Origin of the sequence: Bacillus sp. MYb78 (assembly GCF_002975115.1) — a bacterium.
GTDB classification, from domain to species: Bacteria; Bacillota; Bacilli; order Bacillales; family Bacillaceae_G; genus Bacillus_A; species Bacillus_A cereus.
This window is the reverse complement of record NZ_PCOB01000004.1, coordinates 169,699-194,835: the sequence shown is the minus strand read 5'-3', so window position 1 is coordinate 194,835 and position 25,137 is coordinate 169,699. Positions and strand designations below refer to the sequence as shown.

Below are 25,137 nucleotides of genomic sequence, written 5' to 3'. Positions count from 1 at the left end.
GGAAGCCTCCCCTGGCTTCCTTTTAAATAAAAATAGACGAGGTGCGAATATGAACGGATATGTATATTTAGTTGGTGCAGGACCAGGTGATGAAGGGCTTATTACAAAAAAAGCGATAGAGTGCTTAAATCGTGCAGATATCGTCTTATATGACCGCTTATTAAACCCTTCCTTTCTTAATTATACAAAAGAAACATGTGAACTTATTTATTGCGGAAAAATGCCAAAGAATCATACTATGCGTCAAGAAATGATTAACTCACACCTCCTTCAATTTGCGAAAGAAGGAAAAATCGTAGTCCGCTTAAAAGGCGGAGATCCATCTATTTTTGGCCGTGTTGGTGAAGAAGCAGAAACTTTAGCATCAGCAAATATTCCATATGAAATTGTACCAGGTATTACATCTAGCATCGCCGCTAGTATCTATGCAGGTATTCCCCTCACCCACCGTGACTACAGTAATAGTGTCACTTTATTAACCGGACATGCAAAAGGTCCTTTAAGTGATCATGGAAAATATAATTCATCTTACAATAGCGACACGATTGCCTACTACATGGGTATAAAAAACTTACCTACAATTTGTGAAAACTTACTACAAGCAGGAAAAAAAGAAGATACGCCAGTAGCAGTCATTGAATGGGGTACAACTGGTAAACAGCGCGTTGTCACAGGGACACTGTCTACCATTGTTTCTATTGTCAAAAACGAAAATATTTCTAATCCTTCTATGACAATTGTTGGTGATGTCGTTTCCTTACGTAATCAAATCTCTTGGAAAGAACGCAAGCCATTGCACAGCAAGAAAGTTTTATTTGCATCTGCAACAAATAAAAAAAGCGCAATAAAGCAAATGTTACAAGAGTCCGGTGCAGAAATATATCAAATTCCAACTTTCAAAAAGAAAGAATACACATTAACCTCTGAACAAATCAATAAGATTTTTAACGTTGATCGTCTTGTATTTTGTTCCGCTGACAGTGTAGACATCTTAATGCAATCATGCAGTAAATATCATAAAGATATTCGTTCCTTACAGGCAGAACTTCAGTATATGAACCTTTCTATTCAAGAAAAGCTCATGCAATATGGATTGTTCAGTAAACCTGCGCAATTTTCTTCGAATTCAACGATTTATTTAGGACGAAACATTAACCGAATTGCTGTTATTCAAGAAAAAATTGGTGCTGGTTCCTATATGATGACTCATGAGTACACAATTGATCATCGCTTCGATGAAATTCATTCACGTATTCTTTCTGAATTCTCATGGGATAGCATTGTATTTGAAGGTCGTGCTTCTATTGATACGTTTCTAGCAGAAATAAAACGCCTTGGCTTTATCAATATTCTTACTCTCCCATTCTCGTATACCGACGTTCCAACTTTACACTATGCAAATAAAGTTGGGTTTCATAACGTAGATCATCAATTACAAGAAACTCTTATGAAGAAAGACATGGTGAGACAATGAAAGGAATTGTATATGTTGGACATGGGAGCCGGCTACAAGAAGGTAATGAACAATTCATTCAATTTATTCAATCTGTTATGAAAGAGCGAAACGAAAGAATTCAAAAAATAGCTTTTCTAGAACTAACGACACCTACTATTTCGGATGCAGTTACAGAAACGATAATAGAGGGAGTAACTGAAATAATGATTGTACCTGTTTTATTATTTGCAGCAGCTCACTATAAACGTGATATTCCTTTTGAAATAGAGCAACTACAAAAGAAATATCCACAAATAACATTTTCAGTTGTACCTCCTTTTAGTACACATCCACATATGGTGGAACTTGTAGTGAAAAGAATACGTGAAGCTATGTCAATGCAAAATAGTAGTATTTTACTCGTAGGACGAGGCAGTAGTGATCCACAACCGATACATGAATTACAACAAATCAGAGCAGCTGTCGAACGAAAACTTGGTATGCCAGTATCCTGTTCCTTTTTAACGAAAGGAACTCCCTCTTTTGCTGCTGAGCTCAAGGCTATAACATCGACTGCGTCCCATGTATATGTCATGCCGTACCTTCTCTTTACCGGATTATTACTTCAAAAAATTAAATTGCATACAAAAAAATATGATCACGTTACGACTTGTAACTGTCTTCAGTTTGATACATACATGAAGTTAACATTATTAGAACGAATGGAGGAATGCATATATGTATAACATGTACCCTCTTATGTTTAATCTACAAAATAAAGTGGTCGTTATCATTGGTGGAGGTAAAATTGCATATCGAAAAGCGTCTGGATTAAAAAATACAGGTGCTTTCGTCACTGTTGTCAGCCCAGAAATTTGCGAGGAAATGAAGGAACTTTCTTATATTACTTGGAAGCAAAAAACTTTTAGTAATGATGATATTAAAGATGCTCATCTTATTTATGCAGCTACAAATCAACATGCTGTAAATATGATGGTCAAACAGGCCGCTCATGATTTCCAGTGGGTTAACGTTGTAAGTGGTAGTACAGCATCATCTTTTCACACACCTGGTGTCATTCGAAATGATGAATATGTTGTCACTATTTCAACTTCAGGTAAGGACCCATCGTTTACGAAGCGCATGAAGCAAGAATTAACATCTATACTTCCTAAACTTATAAAAAAACTTTCTCATACTCGCAAATTGTAATCTATCACTCAGCTAAAATAGTAATTAACTTTGAACAAACGTTTTTAGAGGCCTTTGTTCTTTTTGCTTTAGTTTCGTTTTTTAGGCTCAGACAAGCAATTGGACAAGAATCTGTGAAGAAAAATAACGGCAACAATTACGGACATAAAAAACAGTTGCTTGAGAGCAACTGCTTCAATACAGGTTTTATATTGGATATTCATTCAACCAAATTAGCGCATATTCATACTCATCAAAAAATCTCACAGATTCTTTCGTATTAGATTGTTGTAAATAATCCATTATCTCCCCCTCTTCAAGGAGAAATGCAATTGCCTTACTGTGATTCAAAATGGTTTCATTGAAAAACTTCTCTTTCCATACTTTTTGAACAGAAAAATGATTTGGCGTGTATCCTTTTCTATCCACCAACAATTTGTATTTCCGCCCTTCGGAAATGAATTGCTGACAAACCTGCTCGAAACCATTAAACCATTCATACACATCATCTGTTTTTATATTACCAACTAGATGGGTAACAATTATATCTCTCGAAACCGTTGTGCTAATATTCTGTTTATTCAACTTGGAATCATCCCCCTTATTTACAATAATACGGAAAAACTACATGGAATCAATAAAGATAAAATTCTTACTTGACGCTCCCCCATCACTATCAACCTAAGCTCATGTAACGTCAATTATAAGCGAGATTGTGTCTTTTTTCGCAAATCTATATGTAGATGCTTTAAAGATTTACATACGAAATAACCCCTAATGAGTTTCCTTTTTTTGAATTAAGCCACTTGATTATCAGACATAGTACAATTGTAAACGACACTCAATATATTTAAGACTGTTTTCTTCTCATATCGATGGGATTTCCGTCCATCATTTACCACCTCAAATCTATTCGTTTTTTGCACGTACATTCAAAACAAAATATATGACAAATAAATAATGACAGTTACTGTAATAATGCTGAAAAGTGTTGAAAATAAAACGATTTGTGCATGTAATTCAGGTTCTATTTGATACTCCATAGCAATGGTTGATGTATTTCTTGAAGTAGGAAAAGAACTTGCAATAAATAATGATTGTGCAACAATACCATCCATGTTTAGTAGATATATCATAGCAAGTGCTAATAATGGTCCCATCAGTAACCTTCCAATTAAAGCCCATGTTATGACTCGATGGAAAAAATTAAGCTTAATGTTGGATAATTGTGCCCCTAGCAATATGAGTGCTATTGCAACAAAACCATTCGCAAGCTGATTAAGAGGAATAAAGATAGAATTAGGTATTTGAATTGTAAAAGATTGAAAGAAAACCCCTAATACGAGTGCATGAAATACAGGCAGTCTTAGAAATGATTGAATAATACCTCCGATTGTTTTTGTTGCTGATAGTAAGTTATATATCCCATATGAATAAGTTAAAAGATTCTGGAAAATAACAATAAAAATTTGAATGGAAACCCCCACTGGATTGTGACTGAAAATCAATTGACTTACTGGTAACCCATAATTACCGGAATTCATTAACGAAATGCTATTTTTTAGAGCTGCACTTTCTCCTTTTTCTAACTTTAATATTTTTGAAATGAAATGACTTACTATGATCAGACTCAGACTATAAAGCATTAAATAGTATATTATCTGGAGCAACAAACCTGTTTCTATACGAATATCATATATATTCACAAATACAGCCGCTGGCATCAAGCAATAAGTAATAAGTGTAGATAGCTGCTTTAAGTTAAATTGAAACTTTCTTTGTAAGATTGCACCAATTAGCATCAATATTAATATTGGTAATATCACGTCTAATATAATAAAAACAAACATGTAAAACCTCATTCCAAATATATTATAGTTGGATTAAACTCTTTACTAAATATGGACCACATTTTATTCATCGGAAAACACCCTCAGTTCTTAATAATCAGAAAACTGAAATCAATAATATGAAAATGCTCATCAAAAATTCTTATTTCATTTCCCTCCCCTCTCTTTTCTTTAACATATCAAATATAACTCATAAAGAAAATTATGGATTGTTTATACAAATTCATAATTTTATCTTATCAACCTAAACGGTATTTTTTATTTTAAGTATTCTTTTTCACAATATCCATTAGCCTTACCAAAAAATCTGGCCCTAGAAAAATCTGATACTGCAGTTACTATGCGAAGAATACTTACATCAATTCCATACTTGTCGCTTAAAACACCTAACATACTTGATACTTGTTTATCTTGAGTGGACTTATATTTTTTTCATCTAAACATCCCGATTCAATTAAATATTTGCATTCTAAAAATGAGTTCGATCTTTAGAATAGATTTAAGATTTCCTTCACTAATCTACCCTTTAATTGAATAACTTTTGACTTCTATATTTTAAAATAAAATTCCATAAACCTTCTGTTTTTCATTTTAAAAACACACTCTTTTAGAAAACGAGCGTTTGTTGAGATAGCAATAAAAACATGTTGAAGCCTATTACAAAAAGAACCATCCCAAAATACTTTGGGACAGTTCTTTTTCCTTATTAATGATTCTTTAACATCACTAACAATTTCTCTTGGCTATACATCCATACTGTAATGATTAAACAAGCAAGTGCGACTTCTGATAACGCCATAAATCCAATTGCATAATGACCTGTTAATTGGAATAGTAACGTTAAAATTAGCGGTGGGAAGAATCCTCCTAGTCCACCTAAAGCTGATACGAGACCATTTACAATACCAGCTTGTTCTGAGAAATACATTGGAACGAGTTTAAAGATTGTACCATTACCTATACCTGCACAAAATGCGACTAGTAGGCAACCAAATGTATACACGTTCATGCTAGGCATAAATGATAAAATAATACCTGAAAGTGTTAAACCGATAAATACAAAGATTAATATTTTAAATGGATTAAACTTATCACCGAGCCAACCACCAATTGGGCGCATAATTGTTGCGAGTACGATGAATCCAGCTGTCCGCATACCTGCATCTACTTTCTCTAATCCGAAGTGAGATACTAAAAAGTTTGGTAAGTATACGGTAAATGCGACAAATGATCCGAATGTTAAAAAGTAAAAGATACATAAAAACCAAAGTTTTTCATTTTTATATACACCTTTTATTTGTTCCATTAATGGTGTATTCACCTTTTTCTCTTTACGATCGCCTAATAAAAAATTCATAAGTGCAAATGCTGCAAGTAAAACCAAATAACATTGTACTGTCGCTCTCCAGCCAACTGAAGTTGCGATAACAGGCGCTAAAAATGAAGTAATGGCTGTTCCGGCATTACCTACACCGTAAATACCATTTACAAAACCGTGACTCTCTTTCGGAAAGTATTTTGGTAAAGAAGTTACCCCTACAGAGAATACAGCACCACCGATTCCGACAAATAATCCACCAATAATTAAATCCATCATAGAATTGGCAACACTAATATAAAAGACAGGAAATAATAATAAAATAAAACTAATAAAGAATAATTTTCTTGCTCCGAAACGATTTGTCCAATAACCAATTGGAATGCGAAGAACAGAACCTAAAATAACCGGTACTGCTGTTACTATAGAAATTTGTCCCGCAGTTAATGGAATATCCGCTTTAATATAAGGCATTAATGATGATAAAATGACCCATACCATAAAACCGATAACTAGATTAGAAGTTTGTAAACTTAATTGAAAATTAGGACTTTTCATCCTGTTCCCTCCTATGTATGCATAGTTATATTCATTCTCTCCAGCCTAATCACGTCCTAACATGATTAGGCTGAAAAGAATCAACCACCACTTACTGGCGGAATCATTGCTACGACATCGCCAACTTGAATGATGTCATCCTCATTTGCATACTCTTCATTTATCGCGACCATAATCTCGTTTGAAATTGCTACATTATATTCCTTAATCAGAACTTCCTTCAGCTTCGCAACTGTAATATTTTCACAATCTATGTGTAATGCCGGCTTACTTACTTCTTCTTGTAAATGTGCAAATAATAGTACTTCAATCATATACTCCTCTCCTTTCCAGGCTCACCATTTGCATATGTTACCTTCTCTAACTGATCACCTATCCATGACTCACCATCTTCCCAAAACTCTTTCTTCCAAATTGGAACAATTTGTTTAATACGCTCCATAATATATTCGTTCGCCTCATATGCAGCTTTCCGGTGTGGTGTAGAAACAGCGACAACAACAGCAAGATCAGAAATTTGTAATGTACCAATGCGATGTGTAATAGCGACATATGTCCCTGGCCACTTCTCTCCTACTTCAGTGCCAATTCTCTCAAGCTGGTTCTCCGCCATTGTCTTATAAGCTACATACTCTAAACAAAGTGTACGTCGACCTTTCGTAAATTCTCTAACAGTACCAATAAAAGTAGTAACCGCACCACACTCACGACGAATTACTTTGTTTGTAACTTCTTCAATTGAAATAGGTGTATCAATTACTTCATAATACGTATGTGTCATCTTGCACCTCTGATCCTTATATAAGTTAGCAATCTCTTTTTCTATTACTTGTATGATCGAAGCGGCTCTTCCCACGGCCACTCACTTCCGACGTTCGATTCTAATAACAGTACCGAAACGGTTATTCCTGTTTCAAATCCTCTCGTTCCTCCCGGCAGAACGATAAATGCATTCGCTTCTGCAATTGAAGAAATTGCGCTAGATTTATCTAAACCGACTGGTGTAACTTGCAATTGCCCATCTACAATTTCTACTCTCCCTCTTACAAAACGAGTAAACGGATTTGCTTTCGAAATGTCTTTCTGTAAAATTGCCTCTGCACGATATATGTGCGGATCTTTCCTATGCAAGTATGTTCCAATGACAGGTCGAACATACAATTCACATCCGACATAACAAGCAGAAGGATTACCAGATAGACCAAATAATAGTTTTCCCTCTAACTCAGCTACAGTTGTCACACTTCCTGGTCGCATCGCTATTTTGTTAAAAAGTACATTAGCTTGTAATCTCTCATAAATAGCCGGTAAATAATCATAGTCTCCTACTGAAACGCCACCAGTTGTAATTAATATATCAACTTCTTTTATCGCTTTTTTTACAGTGTTATAACACGTCTCAAAATTGTCAGCGAATTGCCCATAATACTGTACAATTCCACCTGCTCGTTCAATTTGAGCAGCTACCATATAAGAGTCACTATTTCGAATCTTCCCTGGCTTTAATTGTTCATGTACTTCGAGCAGTTCACTTCCTGTCGTTACAATTCCAATGACTGGCTGTTTTACAACATATACCGTACTATAACCAAACGTAGCAAGAAGTGCTGCAACTCCAGGATTAATAACAGTCCCTTTTTTCACCAGAATGCTATTTTGTTTTACATCTTCTCCTTTAAAAGAAATGTTATCCCCAGCAACAAAGGAGCGTTTCAATTTCATATAAGTCTTTTCGTTTTCTTCAAATCCTTCCGTTAGCTCTAACATAACTACTGCATTACACCCCGCAGGAATTGCCGCACCTGTCATAATACGGACAGCTTGAAATGCTTTCACATCTTCTGTAAAAACAAAACCTGCTCCAATTTCACCAATCACTTCAAACAGAATGGGATTACTGCTACTTGCTTCTTTTGTGTCTTCTGCTCGAATCGCAAATCCGTCGTATGGAGAACGATTGAAATGCGGGACATCATGATCTGCAATAACATCTTCTCCAAGTGTTCTACCGTAGCTTTCTATAAGAGAAACCTTTTCTATTTCACCTTGGTAAGCATATTCCATTACACGTGCAACTGCTTCTGCCACTGGAATTGGTATACGTTTTTCTAACATTCTTTTTCACCTCGTTTTAATAAGGGACAACTCTCTTTCTGTTCATCCTATATATTTTGCGTATAAACGTTTTGCTATTTTCACATCATTTGTTCCATGAATAAATGCCCTACCGTCTGTAAATAAAACGAAACGATATTCATCAATTAGAAATGATAGTAAGTAAGGCGTTTTTTGGACAAGTACACTTTTTTGTAATCGTTTTTGAACTTCCTCTAAATGAAGAACACGTTTTACCCCTGAACGGATTTGAACCGTATTCCGTCCGCATAGCACTTCCATTTTCATCTGTGCTTCAAATGTTAAACTTGGGTACGTGCGTGTATTTCCACAAGATGGACATGTATTTTTCTTCTGTCTATTTACTTTTAATGAGAGATATTGATTGTTCCAAATATCAAATGATAACATTGTTCCTCTTAGCGCCTCGAAATCATCCACCAATATTTTCATCGCCTCTGTTACTTGATGAGCAACGACCATTTGTACAGCTGGTTGAATGATTCCTGCTGTATCGCATGTTGCACTGCCCATAGGATGATCCATTAAGCAGCGAAAACATGGTGTTTTCCCTGGAAGAATTGTATACGTTACACCGTAACTTCCAATACATCCACCGTATATCCAAGGTATATTTTCTTTTTGTGAAATGTCATTTATAAGTAGGCGCGTATCAAAATTGTCAGTCGCATCTAATATGAGATCCACTTCTTTTGTTAACTCTTTTATTTCTTGCAGTGTGACATCCGATACTACTGGTACAATTTCCACTTCAGAATTAATCTTTCTTAAATGCTCTGCCGCTGCAATTGCTTTCGGTTTGCACTGCTGTGCATCTTCTTCTGTATATAACTGTTGCCGTTGTAAATTACTCCATTCGACGTAGTCACGGTCAGCAATTGTCAATTTCCCAATTCCCATTCTAACAAGAGCTTCTGCATTTGCAGCTCCTAGTGCACCCGCACCGATTAGGAGCACATGCTTTTCTCTTATTTTTCTTTGTCCCATTTCACCAATTCTAGAAAACAATACTTGTCTTGCATAACGCTCTTGCATAAGAACTCCGCCTTTCACTATCCACCAATGTAAGACATTTCAACTTTTGGACGTTTACTTGTACTTTCAACTGTTCTTTCATCTGAATATCGATCTGTTCTATATCGCCATGTATGTTGTAAAATTTTTAATAATGAGGCGTCAGAAATATTTTCTCGAAGAAGCGTTCGCAAATCCGTTCCTTTTGTTCCAAATAAACATGTAAAAAACTTACCGTCTGCCGAAATACGGGCTCTCGTACAAGAAGAACAAAATGACTCAGAAACAGAAGTAATAAATCCAACTTCTGCATCGCTCCCTACATATCGATACATTTTCGCAACCTCTCCAAAGTAACGAGGTTTAACAGGCTCAATCGGATATACACGATTAATCTTCTCTATTAATTGTTCCTTCGTAATAACTTGTTCAAAGTTCCAGCCGTTTGTACTGCCCACATCCATAAACTCTATAAAACGGAGCTGAATTTCTTTTTCTTTAAAGTAACGAGCCATATGAAGAATTTGACTATCATTCATTCCTTTTTTTACGACCATATTTACCTTTACTTCTAACCCTGCGTTCTTCGCTTCTTCAATTCCTTTTAATACAGGTTTTGTGCTTACATTTCGTCCATTAATTTTTTTGAAGACATAATCCTCTATCGCATCTAAACTAATATTTACACGTTTTAATCCCGCTTCTTTTAACGCCTTTGCTTGTTTTGCTAAATGAATACCGTTTGTTGTGAGTCCAATATCTTTTAAGCCTTCTAGCTTTGCAAGTCTTGCAATTAACGTCGGTAAGTCTTTACGCAATAAAGGTTCACCGCCAGTAAGCCTAATTTTATTGACTCCCATACTTATAAATAATCTCGCTAATCTTTCTATTTCATCGAACGTTAATAAAAGCTCTTCCTTTAAAAAAGCGTAATCAGGTCCGAACACTTCAGCAGGCATACAGTATGTACACCTAAAATTACAACGATCAATAACTGAAATACGTAAATCTTGAAGTGGCCGTTCTAAAGAATCTTTCATGTTCTCATGCATCTATATCCCTTCTTTTCTGCTGCAATCCTTAGTAAGCTTTCAATTTTTTTATTTGCCTTCATTATAAAAAAGAAGCTACATATTCAATGTGACTTTTCTCACATTACTTTCCCCATTCAAAAATTCTTCACAAATCCGTTCGAATTTTGTTCACATCTTTAATCTCATCCACTTTGTCTATTGAATTTTTCAAACTAAAAACTGAAGATTTCTTCCCCTTACGGTCATTGAAATTTCAATTTATTTTTAAAATAGCTCTTGCATTTTCATCATACTTACACTCAAAATAGGAAATGTATTGCTTATAAGAAGAAAGGTGATCACTGTGGCAAACAGTATGACATTATCTCAAGATTTAAAAGAATTACTTGCATCTGTTGAATATAAAATGCAAATTAAAAAAGGTAGTTTTATTTTTCAAGAAGGTATGGAGGCAACAGAGCTCTATATCATCCACTCAGGAAAAGTACAAATTAGTAAATTAAGTGCTGACGGACAAGAATTGACACTTCGAATTTGTTCGGAATATGACATTATTGGAGAACTAACATTATTCACGGACAATGCGAAATACTTATTAAATTCAAAATGCCTTGAAGATGTTGAGGTAGGAGTTATAAAGCGTGAAGCGTTAGAAAAAGCATTACTCCAAAAACCAGCACTTGTATTTGAATTTATGAAATGGATTAGTGAACATTTAAGAAGAATGCAAACGAAGTTCCGAGATTTAGTATTACACGGCAAAAAAGGTGCCGTGTACTCTACTCTTATACGAATGACAAATAGTTACGGTGTATTAAAAGAAAATGGGATTCTCATCGATTTACCATTAACAAATCAAGAACTTGCTAATTTCTGTGCAACTTCACGTGAAAGTGTAAATCGAATGTTAAATGAATTAAAAAAGCAAGGTACAATTTCGATTCATAAAGGAAAGATTACAATCCACGATTTACAATTTTTAAAATGTGAAATTGCTTGTGAAGATTGCTCTGCTTCTGTTTGTAGCATTGATTAGCATCTTATTTAGATGCTAATCTTTTTTCAATTTAAACTACTTATTAACGATTATTTCCTATGTAAACAAAAACGAGGCCTGCCATATGAGACCTCGTTTCGTTTTAGCTGCTAACTCCTATCCGTTTACAGCAGTATTATTTTTTCAACTCATTAGGAATACGTCTTCTGTAAATTACATAACTACGGCTTACATATTTAATTGGGGCACTAAATACATGTACTAGTCTTGTAAATGGCCACACTGCGAATAAACCCATCCCTGCAAGAATATGAATTTTAAACCATACTGGTACTTCCGTCATATATTCAACTTTCGGTTGGAAAATAAAGAGACTTCGGAACCAAGGGCCAATTGTTGTACGATAATCAAATCCTTTTGAATCGATATTTAAAAATGTTGAAGAAAGTCCTGCTAACATTACGATAAGTAATAAAATAAGCGCAATATAATCTCCCTTTGTGCTCGTTGCAATGATACGTTTTACAGTTACGCGGCGGTACGTTAATATAATTAAACCGATGATAGAAGCAACACCTGCCGGAAGCCCGAAACTAATTGCCATTATGTGATACGTATGCTCAGAAATACCTATCGAACGGTATACAGCTTCTGGAATTAATATCCCCATAACATGACCGCCAATTACGAACATAATCCCAAAGTGGAATAATAGACTTCCGATTCGGAGCATTTTCTTTTCTAATAGTTCACTAGATTTTGATGTCCATCCAAATTGATCATAGTTGTATCTAAAAATATGTCCACCGATAAAGATTGCAAAAATGATATAGGGAAACAATACCCATAGAAATTGATTCATCATTTTAACAACTCTCCTTTCTAATTTGTCTGTACATCCCATGCTTCGATAGCGAGTAGAACAGCCGCAAGAATTGGTTCATACATACTACCTGCTTCTTTTAACTGAACGTGTAATGCTTGTATATTCTCCTTGTATTTACTCATAATTGGTTCACTGTCTTGCTCATTTGCATTTGCAAAAAACTCGAGTAATAGCGGTAAATAATCAGGTAGTTCTTTATCTGTTACTTCAAAACCCGATTTTTTATAATGCTGCTTTAACTCTAGTAATTCAATCCCTCTTTCTCTTTGTTCACCAGTGTTCATATACGTTAAATACATATTCGTCTTTTTACCAAAATCAAATGTATATACGTAACCATCAATAAGTTGATCATTCGTTTTATCTAGCGCTTGCTTTATAAAGGCTGTAAGTGATGTTTTAACTTCTTCCTTTTCTATCGTTTCAATCTCTTCTTGCAATTCAGTTACAGCTTCTCTCCACCCTAGTTCAGGATAGGAGAGAAGAAAAGAAGAACAAGAAAAAGCAGTTTGTAAACTTTGTTTCATCATTTTCTGCCCCCTTTATTTAAGAAATTGTCATACAAGAGCCTGGACCACCTGCGAATGCTAAACCACAGCTTCCTTGTTCGCTATATAAATCTGCCACTTGTTCACGGTGAGTGCCCGGAATGACGAAGCGATCTTTATATTTCGCAATAGCAAGAAGACGATACATATCTTCTACATCCTGTTTTGTTAAACTAAGTTCTTTTAATACAGCTTCATTTGGCTCTTTATTAATTTGCAGCGCTCTCATATGCGTTCGCATAACAGCCATTTTCTTCAATGTAAGACGAATGTGTGATTCATCTCCTGCAGTGAGTAAATTCGCTAAATATTGAATTGGAATACGCATATTATCGATAGCAGGGAAAATCTCTTCTGCTTGCCAGTTACTGCCTTTCCCTTCCACCATATTCATAATTGGGCTAAGCGGCGGAATATACCAAACCATCGGCATTGTACGGTACTCTGGATGAAGAGGCAGAGCAATTTTCCAATCGATAATCATTTTATAGATTGGTGACTCTTGTGCTGCTTTAATCCATTCTTCAGGAATGCCTTGTTTTTTCGCTTCAGCTGCTACTTCTGGATCATTTGGATCTAGGAAAACAGTAAGCTGAGATTCATATAAATCTTTTTCGTCTTCAACAGAAGCTGCTTCTTTTACTTTGTCAGCGTCATATAGCATTACCCCAATATACCTGATACGTCCCACACATGTTTCTGAACAAATTGTTGGCATACCAGCCTCAATACGTGGGAAACACATTGTACATTTTTCAGCTTTATTCGTTTGCCAGTTAAAATACACTTTTTTATATGGACAAGATGATACGCAGAACCTCCAAGCACGACATGCATTTTGATCTACAAGAACAATGCCGTCTTCTTCACGTTTATACATCGCACCAGATGGACAAGATGATACGCAAGACGGATTCATACAATGTTCACATATGCGTGGTAAATACATCATAAAGACGTTTTCAAAATCTGTTTTAATTTCTTCTTCCATTTTCTTTACGTTCGGATCTTGTAATCCTGTTATATGTCCACCAGCTAAATCATCTTCCCAGTTCGGACCCCATTCAATTTTGTCGATAAATTCGCCTGTAATTGCTGATTTCGGACGAGCAACTGGTTGATGCTTACGCTGCGGGCTATTTGTTAATGTTTCATAATCATAATTCCAAGGTTCAAAGTAATCATCAATTGTTGGTTGATCTGGATTGTGGAAAATGTTCATAAGACGTTTCATTTTCGAACCAGATTTCAGCTGAATTTCACCATTTTTCAATTCCCATCCGCCTTTATATTTCTCCTGATCTTCCCATTGTTTCGGATAACCAATTCCAGGCTTCGTTTCTACGTTATTGAAGTACATATATTCCGCACCTGGACGATTTGTCCAGGTGCTTTTGCACGTAACGCTACAAGTATGACAGCCGATGCATTTATCTAGGTTCATTACCATTCCGACTTGCGCTTTAATCTTCAAGCCAATCTACCTCCTTCAGTTTACGGATTACAACATTTAAATCACGCTGGTTCCCAGTCGGACCATAATAGTTAAATCCATAGCTTAATTGGCCATATCCACCAATCATATGTGTTGGTTTAACATGAATACGGGTTGGACTATTATGCGTTCCCCCACGGGTGCTGGTTAATTTCGTACCAGGCACGTTAATGTGGCGATCTTGCGCATGGTGCATAAATGCCATTCCCCTCGGTATACGGTGCGTTACAACAGCACGCGCTACGACAACACCGTTACGGTTAAAGCACTCGATCCAATCATTATCAGCAACGCCAGCTTCTGCAGCGTCCTCTTTATTCATCCAAACAGTTGGACCACCTCTAAACAGCGTTAACATCGGTAATGAATCGAAATACATACTATGAATCGACCACTTATTATGCGGTGTTAAATAGTTTAGTGTAATCTCTTTCCCTTCTACTTCAGGGCGTGACTTACGGAACGGTTTATGTTGCAGAATTGGTTTAAATGTTGCCATCGTTTCACCAAATTCTTTCATCATGTCATGGTCTAAGTAGAAAGATTGTCGACCAGTTATCGTTCTCCAAGGAATAAGACGTTCCACATTTGTTGTAAACGGTGAGTAACGTCGTCCACCTTTTTCTGAACCTGTAAAGGCCGGAGAAGTAATTACTGTTTTCGGTTGTGCTGTAATTTGTTCGAATGTAAAGCATTCTTCTTCACGTTCTTCTGCTAAATCACGTAATTTTAGATCTGTTTGTTTTTCAAGTGCTTCCCATGCTTTTACTGCCATATGACCGTTTGTTGTAGAAGAAAGCGTTAATACCGCTTCAGCAGCATTGATTGCTTCTTTTATGTCTGGGCAACCTTTCGCAATAGTATCCGTTCGAACAACTCCTAATTTGCTCTTTAATTGCTCATACTCTTTTTCTGCTGACCAAGAGATCCCTTTCGTACCAATCGGTTGTTTTCCGGCATTTGGTCCAAGTGCTGTCATTTTGTCATAAATCGTTTTATAATCCCTTTCAACAACATGAATTTGTGGCATCGTTTTACCCGGGATTGTTTCACATTCACCTTTACTCCAATCTTTAATCTTGCCAAGTGGTTGCGCTAATTCTTGCGGTGTATCATGAAGAAGTGGTGTTGCAACAACTTCTTTCATTGGTTCAAGATCTATTTTCTTCGCTAAATCTGACACAGCTTTAGAAAGTGAAGTGAAAATATCCCAGTCAGAGCGTGCTTCCCACGGTGAACCGATTGCTGGATTAAATGGATGCACAAATGGATGCATATCTGTACTACTTAAATCATGTTTTTCGTACCAAGTTGAAGCAGGTAAGACGATATCAGAATACAGCGCTGTTCCAGCCATACGGAAATCTAAATTAATGAGTAAATCAAGCTTCCCTTCTGGTGCTTCTTCATGCCACTTAATTTCTTCTGGTCGTAATGAATCACTATCGTCATTCATTAATCCGTTTGTTGTACCTAATAAATGTTTTAAGAAATATTCATGCCCTTTACCAGAACTTGAAATTAAATTCGCACGCCAAACGAATAAGTTGCGCGGGAAGTTGTTTTTATTATCAGGATCTTCAATCGCAAATTTCAGTTCTTTTTCTTTTAATTTTTGTGCAACATATTTTCCGATTTCTTCTTGCGTTGTTGCACCAGCAGCAACAGCTTCTTTATATAATTCAATTCCATTTTTCTCGAATGTTGGATAAGAAGGTAACCAGCCGAGTCGTGCTGCTAATACATTGTAATCACCGTGATGTTGATAACGTGAGTTACCTTCAATTGGTGATGCTAAATGTCCAACAGGTGTATCTTCATAGCGCCATTGATCTGTTACGAAATAGAAGAAAGACGTACCATTTTGTAATTTTGGTGGCCCTTGCCAATCTTTTGCCATCGCGATTGTTTGCCATCCTTCTGCAGGTCGTAACTTTTCTTGACCAACATAATGCGCCCATCCCCCGCCGTTTACTCCTTGTGCCCCAACTAGAAGAACAAGATTTAAAACTGCGCGATAAATCGTATCAGAATTAAACCAATGGTTAATACCAGCTCCAACAATAATCATCGAGCGACCATTTGTATCAGCGGCATTTTGTGCGAACTCACGAGCGATTTGAATAATTAGTTCTCGTTTCACTCCTGTCATTTTCTCTTGCCATGCAGGTGTAAACGGTACATCATCATTGAAGTCTTTCGGCTCTTGTCCGCCAAACCCTCGATTCACCCCGTAATTTGCTAACGTTAAGTCGTATACAGTTGTAACGAACACTTCGCCTTCTTCTGTCATAACCTTTTTCACTGGAATTGTACGTTCTAATACTTTGTTTCCATCATCAGAGAAGTACGGAATTTGTACCGTTCCAATCGTTTCTTCCATTCCAAGTAAAGAAAGACGTGGATCAATCTTTTCACCTGTTTCTTCATCTTCTAAACGCAAGTTCCATTTCTTTTCGTTATCCCAACGTGAGCCCATTGTGCCTTGAGGTGTTGCAAAATCATTCGTGTTCTCGTTCCAAAGAACAGGTTTCCATTCTCCTAACTTCGTTTCGCGTCCAATATCAGCAGCGTTTAAGAAACGATCAGCAACGAATTGATCTCCTTTTTGTTTCAATGTGACAAAGAAAGGAAAATCAGTATATTGCTTCGCATACTTTGTGAAATATTCCACTTGATTATCTACGTAAAATTCTTGTAAGATCACATGCCCCATTGCCATCGCAAGTGCACCATCTGTACCTTGTTTCACACTAATCCAATCATCCGCAAACTTTGTAGATTCAGCGAAGTCAGGACTGACAGAAACGACTTTCGTTCCTTTATATCGAACCTCTGCTAAAAAGTGAGCATCGGGTGTTCTCGTCATCGGTACATTTGAACCCCATGTCATAATGTAACCAGAGTTATACCAGTCACTACTTTCTGGTACATCTGTTTGATCGCCCCAAATTTGCGGAGAAGCTGGTGGTAAATCTGCGTACCAATCATAGAAACTAAGCATCGGCCCACCCATAAGTTGCATAAAACGACTACCAGCAGCATGACTTAACATCGACATAGCTGGAATTGGTGAAAAGCCAACATTTCGATCTGGCCCGTATTTAATTACTGTATAAAGTAGAGAAGCTGAAACGAGTTGTAATACTTCATCCCAATTCGCACGAATAAATCCACCTTTACCACGCGCCTGCTTATACTTACGTGCTTTTTCAGGGTTTTCCACAATACTTTTCCAAGCATCTAGTGGTGACTCGTTATTTTGTAGTTCCTCTTGCCACATACTCCAAAGAACACCACGTACATACGGATATTTCACACGAAGTGGACTATAAATGTACCAAGAAAAACTTGCTCCACGTGGGCATCCTCGCGGTTCAAAATCTGGCATATCAGGACCTGTCGTTGGATAGTTAAGCTCCTGCCCTTCCCACGTCACAATTCCATCTTTCACATATATATTCCAGCTACATGAACCAGTACAGTTCACGCCGTGTGTAGAACGAATTACTTTATCATGCTGCCAACGCTTTCTGTACACATTTTCCCATTCGCGATCTTCATATGTTTCTTGTGTATGATTATCGTTATAACGATCTATTGGTGAAAAATATTTTAAACGTCTCATTAGTGCTGAAGTTTTTTTCTTCATACTGTTCACTCCTTTAATACGTCTCTCTTACATACCCTTACTATAAGAGAGGTTGTAAAATACAGATGTGACATTTCGCACAGTTCAAGAGATTGTCAAAAATTCAGTAGAAAATAAGTTTGTGAGAAAATCTTGTGTTCCGTTGTGAAGATTATGGTTAATCTTAATTATTAGGAGAATGGTATTTTGAGGTATCGACTATTTTGCAAAAGAAAAAGAGTTTTGATATTATTTCAAAACTGCCATAAGGAAAAGAGTATAAATTGTATGTAAAAAATTTTTTCCAAATGTTATTATTTTATATCGAGTCTGATTTTACATAAAACTACAAATCATTATTTACTGTATTGCCCTTAGTTACGGAAACAATTATACTAGATGTAATCGAAATAAATAATCTGAATATTCTCAGAATTTAAGGTAAAAGTTTTACTATCTACAAATAGAATTAGAAATATGTCCACTAAATAGATTAGAAAACGATAATAACATTAGGAGGATTACGATGCCCCAGCTTGATTCATTACATCCCACTGTAGAAAAAATAATCAATAATATTGAAAAAATAATGGTCGGAAAACGAAAAGAAACGATCTTAGCTTTGACAGCTCTCTTAGCTGACGGTCATGTGCTATTAGAAGATGTTCCTGGTGTCGGGAAAACAATGCTAGTACGTGCTCTTTCTAAATCCATTGATGCTGATTATAAGCGAATTCAATTTACACCTGATTTATTGCCGTCAGATGTAACGGGAGTTTCTATTTATAATCCGAAAGAGCTCCAATTTGAGTTCAAGCCTGGACCAATTATGGGGAATTTTGTACTTGCTGATGAAATTAATCGTACATCTCCAAAGACACAATCTGCTTTACTTGAATGTATGGAAGAAGGCAATATTACAATCGATGGCATTACAAGGCCTTTACCAAAGCCGTTCTTTGTCATGGCTACACAAAATCCGGTCGAACATGAAGGAACATATTCTCTACCAGAAGCTCAGCTCGATCGTTTCTTATTGAAACTAAAAATGGGATATCCTACACCAGAAGAAGAATTTGAAATTTTAAACCGGATGGAAAAAACAAATCCACTCTCTCAATTACAGACCATTACTACAATAGAAGAATTAATTTATTTACAACAAAGCGTACGGGTAGTAAGTATGGACAAAGCAATTAAGCATTACATTGTAAAACTTGTTAATCAGACTCGTACGTACAGTTCTATACAGCTAGGTGCAAGTCCACGTGGCTCAATTGCTTTAATGAAAGCTTCACAAGCTTATGCATTTATCCATGGCAGAAATTATGTTATTCCAGACGATGTTAAATTTTTAGCTCCTTACGTTTTAGCACATAGACTCATTTTAAAAATGGAAGCAAAATTTGAAGGAATAACTGGAGAACAAGTTATCGCAAAAATCGTTGCACGAACTACTGTGCCGACTCAAAGGACGATGAACCCTTGATGAAACGAATACTGCGAGCGCTATATCACGTTACGAAGTTATTGCTACTCCCTTTATGTCTAGTCTTAACATTTGTGTACGCTATGTTTCAAGGAGGGTTTGTAAGTTGGTTTTTGTTTTACAGCACAATTCCCATTGCTCTTTATTCACTACTACTCCCCTTTTACGCTTTATGGGACGCTGAAGTAAGACGAATAACAAACCAAAATGGATATGTAGTAGGAGAACAATTTATAAGCACGATTACAATAAAAAGAAAATTTCCTTTTCCCTTACTTTATTTAGTTATAGAAGATGAACTGCCACCACAATTTATAAGTTGTAAACAAACAAAGATGAATAAGGTAGTACTCTTCCCAGGATTGAAACGAAATATTTCGTTTCAATATGTTATTGACACAATCTCTAGAGGCGAGCACACTTTTTCAAGCGTTCGTGTAAAAACTGGCGATTTATTCGGCATGATAGAGAAAGAAGTAACTTTTTCAGTTCCAGATACATTTTTAGTCTATCCCCAGTATGTAGATATAGCATATCGACAATTGGAAAATCATTTCGAACAAGGAGCGCTTTCAGCAAATATAAATTCAGCAAAAGACTCTACAATCTCTGTCGGTGTCAGAGACTATAAACCTGGTGATCGCTTTTCATGGATTGATTGGAAAGCAACTGCACGAACAAACACTATTATGACAAAAGAGTTTGAACAACAGCGCAGCCATAATGTCATGATATTCATAGACAGAACCGAGTCTCCTCTATTCGAATCAGTCGTCACATTTACTGCCTCTATCGTAAGGACTGTCTTGAAACAAAATTCACCAGCATCATTCGTGTCTATCGGAAAAGAACAAACTATTTTCCCTTTAGACAATGGAGATACGCAGTTACAACAAATCCTTTGTCATTTAGCAAAAGTGCAAGCAGACAGTGTATTCCCGCTCTCCCAGAGTGTAGACATGGAACTAAGAAAAATTTATGAGCCCGTCACGGTTATACTCGTGACCAGTAATCTTTCTCCCGATATTCAAAAGGCGGCTGATTGTGCTGCTATAAGAAATAGAAAATGTATGGTTTTTGTCGTGAAAGAAAAAGCGAATCAACTTTCACACCGAGAAATCAGTATAATAGAAACTCTAAAAAAACGACAAATATTTGTAAACACGGTTTATGAAAACCGGTATACAAACGTGTTTTTTGAGGTGAGCAAATGATAACATTACAAACAAAATACAAGTGGGATACGAACAGATTCTTTATGCATGCATGTGTATTTCTGCTTTTACTAGAATGGCTAAGACCTCTTATAGGTATTACAAATGTAGGTAGATTAGATATTTTCGTAACATTTATAGGAATTTGCTTCGCTCTCTCTTTTTTTCAAACGAGGTGGCAGATTCCAATAAAAATTGTCACAGTCCTATTTATCATTCATTCCCTATATTATAAAAGTGCTTTTATAAATCCATCTTGGCTAACAGCATTCTTTTCTGATATGTTTCGAAATTCCTCCCTGTTTTTCCAAGGGAATTTACTAGATATTTCTCCAGTTTTTCCGACGGTTTTATTTTTTCTCTCATTTTGGTTTTTGAGTTCTTTTACTTCATTTTGGATTATTCATAAAAAACGTGGGTTTCTATTTCTTGTATTGACTATTATTTATATCGCAACTTTTCATAACTTACATTTATACAATGCAAACTACGCTATTATTCGTACTGTTGTCATCGGCTTTTTTATGCTTAGTCTTCTTCAAGTAGAACGAATAAAAGAACGTGAACACTTACAAAATTATGCTAGGGAAATCTCAAAATTACTTAGACCACTTACAATATTTATTGTATTATTAGCAACCATCGCATACTTTGCTCCAAAATTTGGCCCTCAATGGCCAAACCCAATGGATTTTTTAAAATTCAACACATCTGAAGCAAGTAAAGAAAAAAAAGTTTCTACAATTGGGTATGGTTTAGATGACTCACGATTAGGTGGTCCTTTTAAGGCGGATCCTACAATTGTTTTCACAGCACGAACGCAAAACAAACAATATTGGAGAGTCGAAACGAAAGATTTTTATACCGGAAAAGGCTGGGATGTTTCTGAAAATCCGAAAAAGGTTTCTTTTAAAAATAAAAACGACGTCGTAAGCTGGTACGAACAAAATACAAAAACGAAAACTACAGAGGCAACAATTACCATGCAAAAAAGTTACCCTCACCTTACCTATCCAGCAGGATTAGTAACAGTTGAAGCTTCTTCTGATGTATCATACAGTGTTGACCCGTTTTCAGAAAAAATTTATACAATGAATGGCGACTCTTCTACTACTTTACATTCGTATAAAGTAACATATGAGATCCCTGAGTTTTCCATAAAAAACTTGAAAGCTGTAAAAACAAATGAAGGTCAAGAAACAAATCCTTATTTTATGACAAAGTACACACAACTTCCCGAGTCATTACCACAGCGCGTAAAAGACTTGGCTATCAATCTTACAAATGATAAAGACAACCGATATGATAAAGTATTAGCTATTGAAAATTACTTCACAGACAACTCTTTTACATACGAATCAACGAATGTCTCATTCCCTGCCAAAAGCCAAGATTATGTAGATCAATTCCTTTTCGATACAAAAAGCGGCTACTGTAATAATTTTTCGACGTCTATGATTGTACTACTTCGTTCTGCCGGGATTCCAGCTCGCTGGGTGAAAGGCTATACAGAAGGAACTCTTGACAATACACTTGCCTCTGCAGAAGGTGAGGATGTTTATACAATCACGAACGATAACGCACACTCTTGGGTCGAAGTATATTTCCCAGAATACGGATGGATTCCATTCGAACCGACAAAAGGATTTACTAATCCCTATAATTTTATAAATAATACGCCTGCTCCTATTTCACAAAATAGCGAAGCAAATAATTCTAATATCGAGCAAATACAACAACGAAATAATGAAGCAAAACTTAAAAGTTTAATTGAAAATACAGAAGAAGCTTCTACTAAAAAGGTCACAAATTCTAAAACTAGTTTTTCTTGGTGGTATGTATTCCTCTCTACGGCACTAATTAGTATTATAGGATACATTCTCTTCACCACTAGAATGAAATGGATGACATTTCTTATTATTCATTTCTATAAATACCGAAAAGATGATGCTGTTTATCAAAAAGCTTACGGTGCACTTTTAAAACAATTTGCGAGAATTGGCATACCACGGGGTGAAAGTCAAACATTCCGAGAATACGCTCTCCATATCGATACACTTTACAACTCGGCCGATATGCAACAACTTACTGCCAGTTATGAGAACGCTATGTATCAACAGGGGCAGGCTACGGTAGAATGGAAGAAATCCGTACACTTATGGGAAGTGCTTATGAAAAAAGCAGCTTCTCCACCTAAATCAGATGGCTTTGATACAGTTATTTAATCTTGAAAATTTGAGTTTAAAGAAAACGTCTCAAAGAACTACATTGTTCTTTGAGACGTTTTTTAATAAAGTGAAACTCCTACTTATTCCCCAAGCACCTTCTCAATCTCAACCTCTAAATCTACCGGCTTCGTCTGCGGAGCAAAACGCCCTACTACTTTCCCGTCTTTTCCGATTAAAAACTTCGTAAAATTCCATTTCACTGCTTTCATACCAAGTAAACCTGGTGCTTGTTCTGTCATGTATGTATATAGAGGGTGAGCCTTATCACCTTTCACATCAACCTTTGCAAACATCGGGAAGTTTACACCGTAGTTTAATTCACAAAAACTAGTAATGTCCGCTTCTGTACCTGGTTCTTGTCCCCCGAATTGGTTACAAGGAAATCCGAGTATTTCGAGTCCTTGGTCTTTATATTTATCATATACCTCTTGTAATCCTTTATATTGTGGTGTGAAACCACATTTGCTAGCTACATTGACAATAAGAAGTGCTTTTCCTTTGTAATCTTTTAACGATTTTTCTTCACCTGTAATTGTTTTAGCTGAAAAATCATAAACTGTCATTGTCTTTGCCCCTCTCTTCACTATCATTCTATGTTTATACTATACTACATTCGTGAATATACAGCTCTTATTACGTACTTATAAGTTGTAATGATAGCGCTTTATTTCTGTTCGAAAATTCGACACAAACTACTAGACTTTTATGATGGAAAGTTTTACAATTGAAATGTGAACAAAATGTGACAGTTTATATTCCATTATAAAAGAAAAGGATGGTGTTCATTATGAAAACTGCACAACATGAAACGATTTCAAATCGCGAGTTTTATTTCGTACTATATATGATGTTATTGTATGTTACTGGCTGGGTAATCGATGTAAATGGTTTATTCTTAAGCTCCTACTTTAATTTAGCAGGAGAGATTATGCTTCCATTAGTAGGCGGGATTGTTGGACTGTTCATTATGTCTATTAATAAACAACAAACGAAATAATAATATTACAAAAAGGCAGAAGACGAGCTTCGTTTTCTGCCTTTTTTCTATTTTAGCGTATAATAAAAACATGCAGTATATAAGGAGTGGTAACTATGAAAAAAGTAGAGCAATTATCTTCTCACCTATATCTTATTGATGATTTCGATTTACAGCATAATGAACGAACAGGTACGTACGTTTTATTAGGTGACGATATTACTTTAATTGAAACTTGTGCAGCCCCTTCTCTTCCGTATATTTTAGACGGCTTACAACAATTACATATTGATTTAAACGATGTTAAAAACATTATCGTTACACATGTGCATTTAGATCACGCTGGCGCAGCTGGTTTAATGATGGAAAAGTGCCCAAATGCTACGTTATATGTGCATTCTCGTGGTGCTCGTCATATGATTGATCCAACAAAACTTATTTTAGGTGCAAAAGCTGTCTACAAAGAAGATTTCGATAAACTCTTTGATCCAATTCTTCCAATTGAAGAAGAACGTGTTCATATTGTACAACATGGTGATACGTTAAAAATTGCAAAAGACCGCACCCTTACATTTTATGATACACCAGGACATGCGAAGCACCATATTAGCATTCATGATTCATTAACAAACGGGATTTTTACTGGCGATACAATTGGAATTTATTATAGAGAACTCGCAGACGTTGATGTAGAGTTATATCTACCATCAACGTCCCCTTCACAATTCCAACCAGATGCGATGATTACTTCTAAAAATCACATTCAAAGTATGAATGTAGATACTATTTATTTCGGTCATTACGGCGCATCCTCTCATGTTACAGAAGTATATAATCAACTGGAATATTGGCTACCTATTTTCGTTCATACTGGTAAGGAAGTCTTTGAAAAGTATAATGATTTCGATGAAGCAACTAAAGCTTTACAAACTTTGTTAATGGATAAAATCTCTTCTCATCTTACAAAGTTAAACGTTCCATCAGATCATTCCGTTTATAATATTTTACATCTAGATATAGAAATTAGCGCAATGGGCATTATTGATTATTTCACGAAGCAAGAAAAAGCAAACTCCACTATTAACTAACAGTAAAAGAAGAGATATACAACAGTAGTTATTGTATATCTCTTCTTTT

The 25,137-nt window shown here is 35.9% G+C and carries 22 protein-coding genes; 9 read left to right on the top strand and 13 right to left on the bottom strand.

The features are described 5' to 3' along the window. Positions 1-49: 49 nt before the first annotated feature. Genes CQ064_RS11800 through CQ064_RS11790 form a run of 3 tightly spaced genes read left to right on the top strand, consistent with a single transcriptional unit; the run spans position 50 to position 2,647 of the window. Positions 50-1,474, top strand: a complete 1,425-nt coding sequence (locus tag CQ064_RS11800) for a uroporphyrin-III C-methyltransferase (RefSeq protein ID WP_001014975.1) — start codon at positions 50-52, stop codon at positions 1,472-1,474. Then, positions 1,471-2,181 carry a sirohydrochlorin chelatase gene (locus CQ064_RS11795; protein WP_000676477.1) on the top strand — a complete coding sequence of 237 codons (711 nt, stop codon included), beginning with the start codon at positions 1,471-1,473 and terminating at the stop codon, positions 2,179-2,181. Before CQ064_RS11800 ends, CQ064_RS11795 begins: the two co-directional genes overlap by 4 nt. After that, the gene (locus CQ064_RS11790) at positions 2,174-2,647 is read left to right on the top strand and encodes a precorrin-2 dehydrogenase (RefSeq protein WP_000282601.1); all 474 of its coding nucleotides are present in this window, start codon (positions 2,174-2,176) and stop codon (positions 2,645-2,647) included. Before CQ064_RS11795 ends, CQ064_RS11790 begins: the two co-directional genes overlap by 8 nt. Positions 2,648-2,833: 186 nt before the next feature. On the opposite strand, the gene CQ064_RS11785 is transcribed toward CQ064_RS11790, so the two are convergent. From CQ064_RS11785 to moaA, 8 genes are all read right to left on the bottom strand, one after another. Further along, the gene (locus CQ064_RS11785; protein ID WP_232292439.1) at positions 2,834-3,241 is read right to left on the bottom strand and encodes an STAS/SEC14 domain-containing protein; all 408 of its coding nucleotides are present in this window, start codon (positions 3,239-3,241) and stop codon (positions 2,834-2,836) included. Between the two features lie 317 nt (positions 3,242-3,558). Next, on the bottom strand, positions 3,559-4,476 hold the full coding sequence (locus CQ064_RS11780) for an AEC family transporter (RefSeq protein WP_000497495.1): 918 nt from the start codon (positions 4,474-4,476) through the stop codon (positions 3,559-3,561). A gap of 706 nt (positions 4,477-5,182) precedes the next feature. Continuing rightward, the gene (narK, locus tag CQ064_RS11770) at positions 5,183-6,352 is read right to left on the bottom strand and encodes a nitrate transporter NarK (protein ID WP_000841859.1); all 1,170 of its coding nucleotides are present in this window, start codon (positions 6,350-6,352) and stop codon (positions 5,183-5,185) included. 80 nt (positions 6,353-6,432) lie between these two features. After that, positions 6,433-6,666 carry a molybdopterin converting factor subunit 1 gene (gene moaD, locus CQ064_RS11765; protein ID WP_000573676.1) on the bottom strand — a complete coding sequence of 78 codons (234 nt, stop codon included), beginning with the start codon at positions 6,664-6,666 and terminating at the stop codon, positions 6,433-6,435. Further along, positions 6,663-7,133 carry a molybdenum cofactor biosynthesis protein MoaE gene (locus tag CQ064_RS11760; RefSeq protein ID WP_000149965.1) on the bottom strand — a complete coding sequence of 157 codons (471 nt, stop codon included), beginning with the start codon at positions 7,131-7,133 and terminating at the stop codon, positions 6,663-6,665. Before CQ064_RS11760 ends, moaD begins: the two co-directional genes overlap by 4 nt. A 44-nt stretch (positions 7,134-7,177) precedes the next feature. After that, entirely contained in the window at positions 7,178-8,467 is a 1,290-nt protein-coding gene (locus tag CQ064_RS11755) for a molybdopterin molybdotransferase MoeA (RefSeq protein WP_000890784.1), read from the bottom strand. 42 nt (positions 8,468-8,509) lie between these two features. Next, the gene (locus CQ064_RS11750; protein WP_001158064.1) at positions 8,510-9,523 is read right to left on the bottom strand and encodes a molybdopterin-synthase adenylyltransferase MoeB; all 1,014 of its coding nucleotides are present in this window, start codon (positions 9,521-9,523) and stop codon (positions 8,510-8,512) included. Between the two features lie 17 nt (positions 9,524-9,540). Beyond that, positions 9,541-10,554, bottom strand: coding sequence for a GTP 3',8-cyclase MoaA (gene moaA / locus CQ064_RS11745; protein WP_000545008.1), 1,014 nt, complete (start codon positions 10,552-10,554; stop codon positions 9,541-9,543). A 325-nt stretch (positions 10,555-10,879) separates the two neighbouring features. Here moaA and CQ064_RS11740 point away from each other — a divergent pair, with 325 nt between their 5' ends. Further along, a complete protein-coding gene (locus CQ064_RS11740; protein WP_000013867.1) occupies positions 10,880-11,572 on the top strand; it encodes a Crp/Fnr family transcriptional regulator in 693 nt (230 codons plus the stop codon). A 136-nt stretch (positions 11,573-11,708) separates the two neighbouring features. Here CQ064_RS11740 and narI read toward each other — a convergent pair whose 3' ends face one another. The 4 genes from narI to CQ064_RS11720 are packed head-to-tail and all read right to left on the bottom strand — an operon-like array spanning position 11,709 to position 18,114. Then, positions 11,709-12,398 carry a respiratory nitrate reductase subunit gamma gene (narI, locus tag CQ064_RS11735; protein ID WP_000981851.1) on the bottom strand — a complete coding sequence of 230 codons (690 nt, stop codon included), beginning with the start codon at positions 12,396-12,398 and terminating at the stop codon, positions 11,709-11,711. Positions 12,399-12,415: 17 nt separating this feature from the next. Continuing rightward, positions 12,416-12,946 carry a nitrate reductase molybdenum cofactor assembly chaperone gene (gene narJ / locus CQ064_RS11730; protein WP_015055116.1) on the bottom strand — a complete coding sequence of 177 codons (531 nt, stop codon included), beginning with the start codon at positions 12,944-12,946 and terminating at the stop codon, positions 12,416-12,418. A gap of 19 nt (positions 12,947-12,965) precedes the next feature. Next, positions 12,966-14,441, bottom strand: a complete 1,476-nt coding sequence (gene narH, locus CQ064_RS11725; protein WP_000692712.1) for a nitrate reductase subunit beta — start codon at positions 14,439-14,441, stop codon at positions 12,966-12,968. Continuing rightward, positions 14,431-18,114 carry a nitrate reductase subunit alpha gene (locus CQ064_RS11720; protein ID WP_000730788.1) on the bottom strand — a complete coding sequence of 1,228 codons (3,684 nt, stop codon included), beginning with the start codon at positions 18,112-18,114 and terminating at the stop codon, positions 14,431-14,433. Before CQ064_RS11720 ends, narH begins: the two co-directional genes overlap by 11 nt. 505 nt (positions 18,115-18,619) lie before the next feature. On the opposite strand from CQ064_RS11720, the gene CQ064_RS11715 reads away from it, so the two are divergent. Genes CQ064_RS11715 through CQ064_RS11705 form a run of 3 tightly spaced genes read left to right on the top strand, consistent with a single transcriptional unit; the run spans position 18,620 to position 23,021 of the window. Continuing rightward, complete coding sequence (locus CQ064_RS11715; protein WP_001135797.1) at positions 18,620-19,582, top strand: AAA family ATPase; 963 nt, start codon at positions 18,620-18,622, stop codon at positions 19,580-19,582. Next, positions 19,582-20,796 carry a DUF58 domain-containing protein gene (locus tag CQ064_RS11710; protein ID WP_000821909.1) on the top strand — a complete coding sequence of 405 codons (1,215 nt, stop codon included), beginning with the start codon at positions 19,582-19,584 and terminating at the stop codon, positions 20,794-20,796. The genes CQ064_RS11715 and CQ064_RS11710 overlap by 1 nt, the downstream gene beginning before the upstream one ends. Then, entirely contained in the window at positions 20,793-23,021 is a 2,229-nt protein-coding gene (locus tag CQ064_RS11705) for a transglutaminase TgpA family protein (RefSeq protein ID WP_000631799.1), read from the top strand. Before CQ064_RS11710 ends, CQ064_RS11705 begins: the two co-directional genes overlap by 4 nt. A gap of 83 nt (positions 23,022-23,104) precedes the next feature. Here CQ064_RS11705 and bsaA read toward each other — a convergent pair whose 3' ends face one another. Then, the gene (bsaA, locus tag CQ064_RS11700) at positions 23,105-23,587 is read right to left on the bottom strand and encodes a glutathione peroxidase (protein WP_000219440.1); all 483 of its coding nucleotides are present in this window, start codon (positions 23,585-23,587) and stop codon (positions 23,105-23,107) included. A gap of 224 nt (positions 23,588-23,811) precedes the next feature. Here bsaA and CQ064_RS11695 point away from each other — a divergent pair, with 224 nt between their 5' ends. Both CQ064_RS11695 and CQ064_RS11690 read left to right on the top strand, forming a co-directional pair. Further along, positions 23,812-24,021, top strand: a complete 210-nt coding sequence (locus CQ064_RS11695) for a DUF3925 domain-containing protein (RefSeq protein ID WP_000844984.1) — start codon at positions 23,812-23,814, stop codon at positions 24,019-24,021. 95 nt (positions 24,022-24,116) lie between these two features. Then, entirely contained in the window at positions 24,117-25,088 is a 972-nt protein-coding gene (locus CQ064_RS11690) for an MBL fold metallo-hydrolase (RefSeq protein ID WP_000754965.1), read from the top strand. Positions 25,089-25,137: the final 49 nt, after the last annotated feature.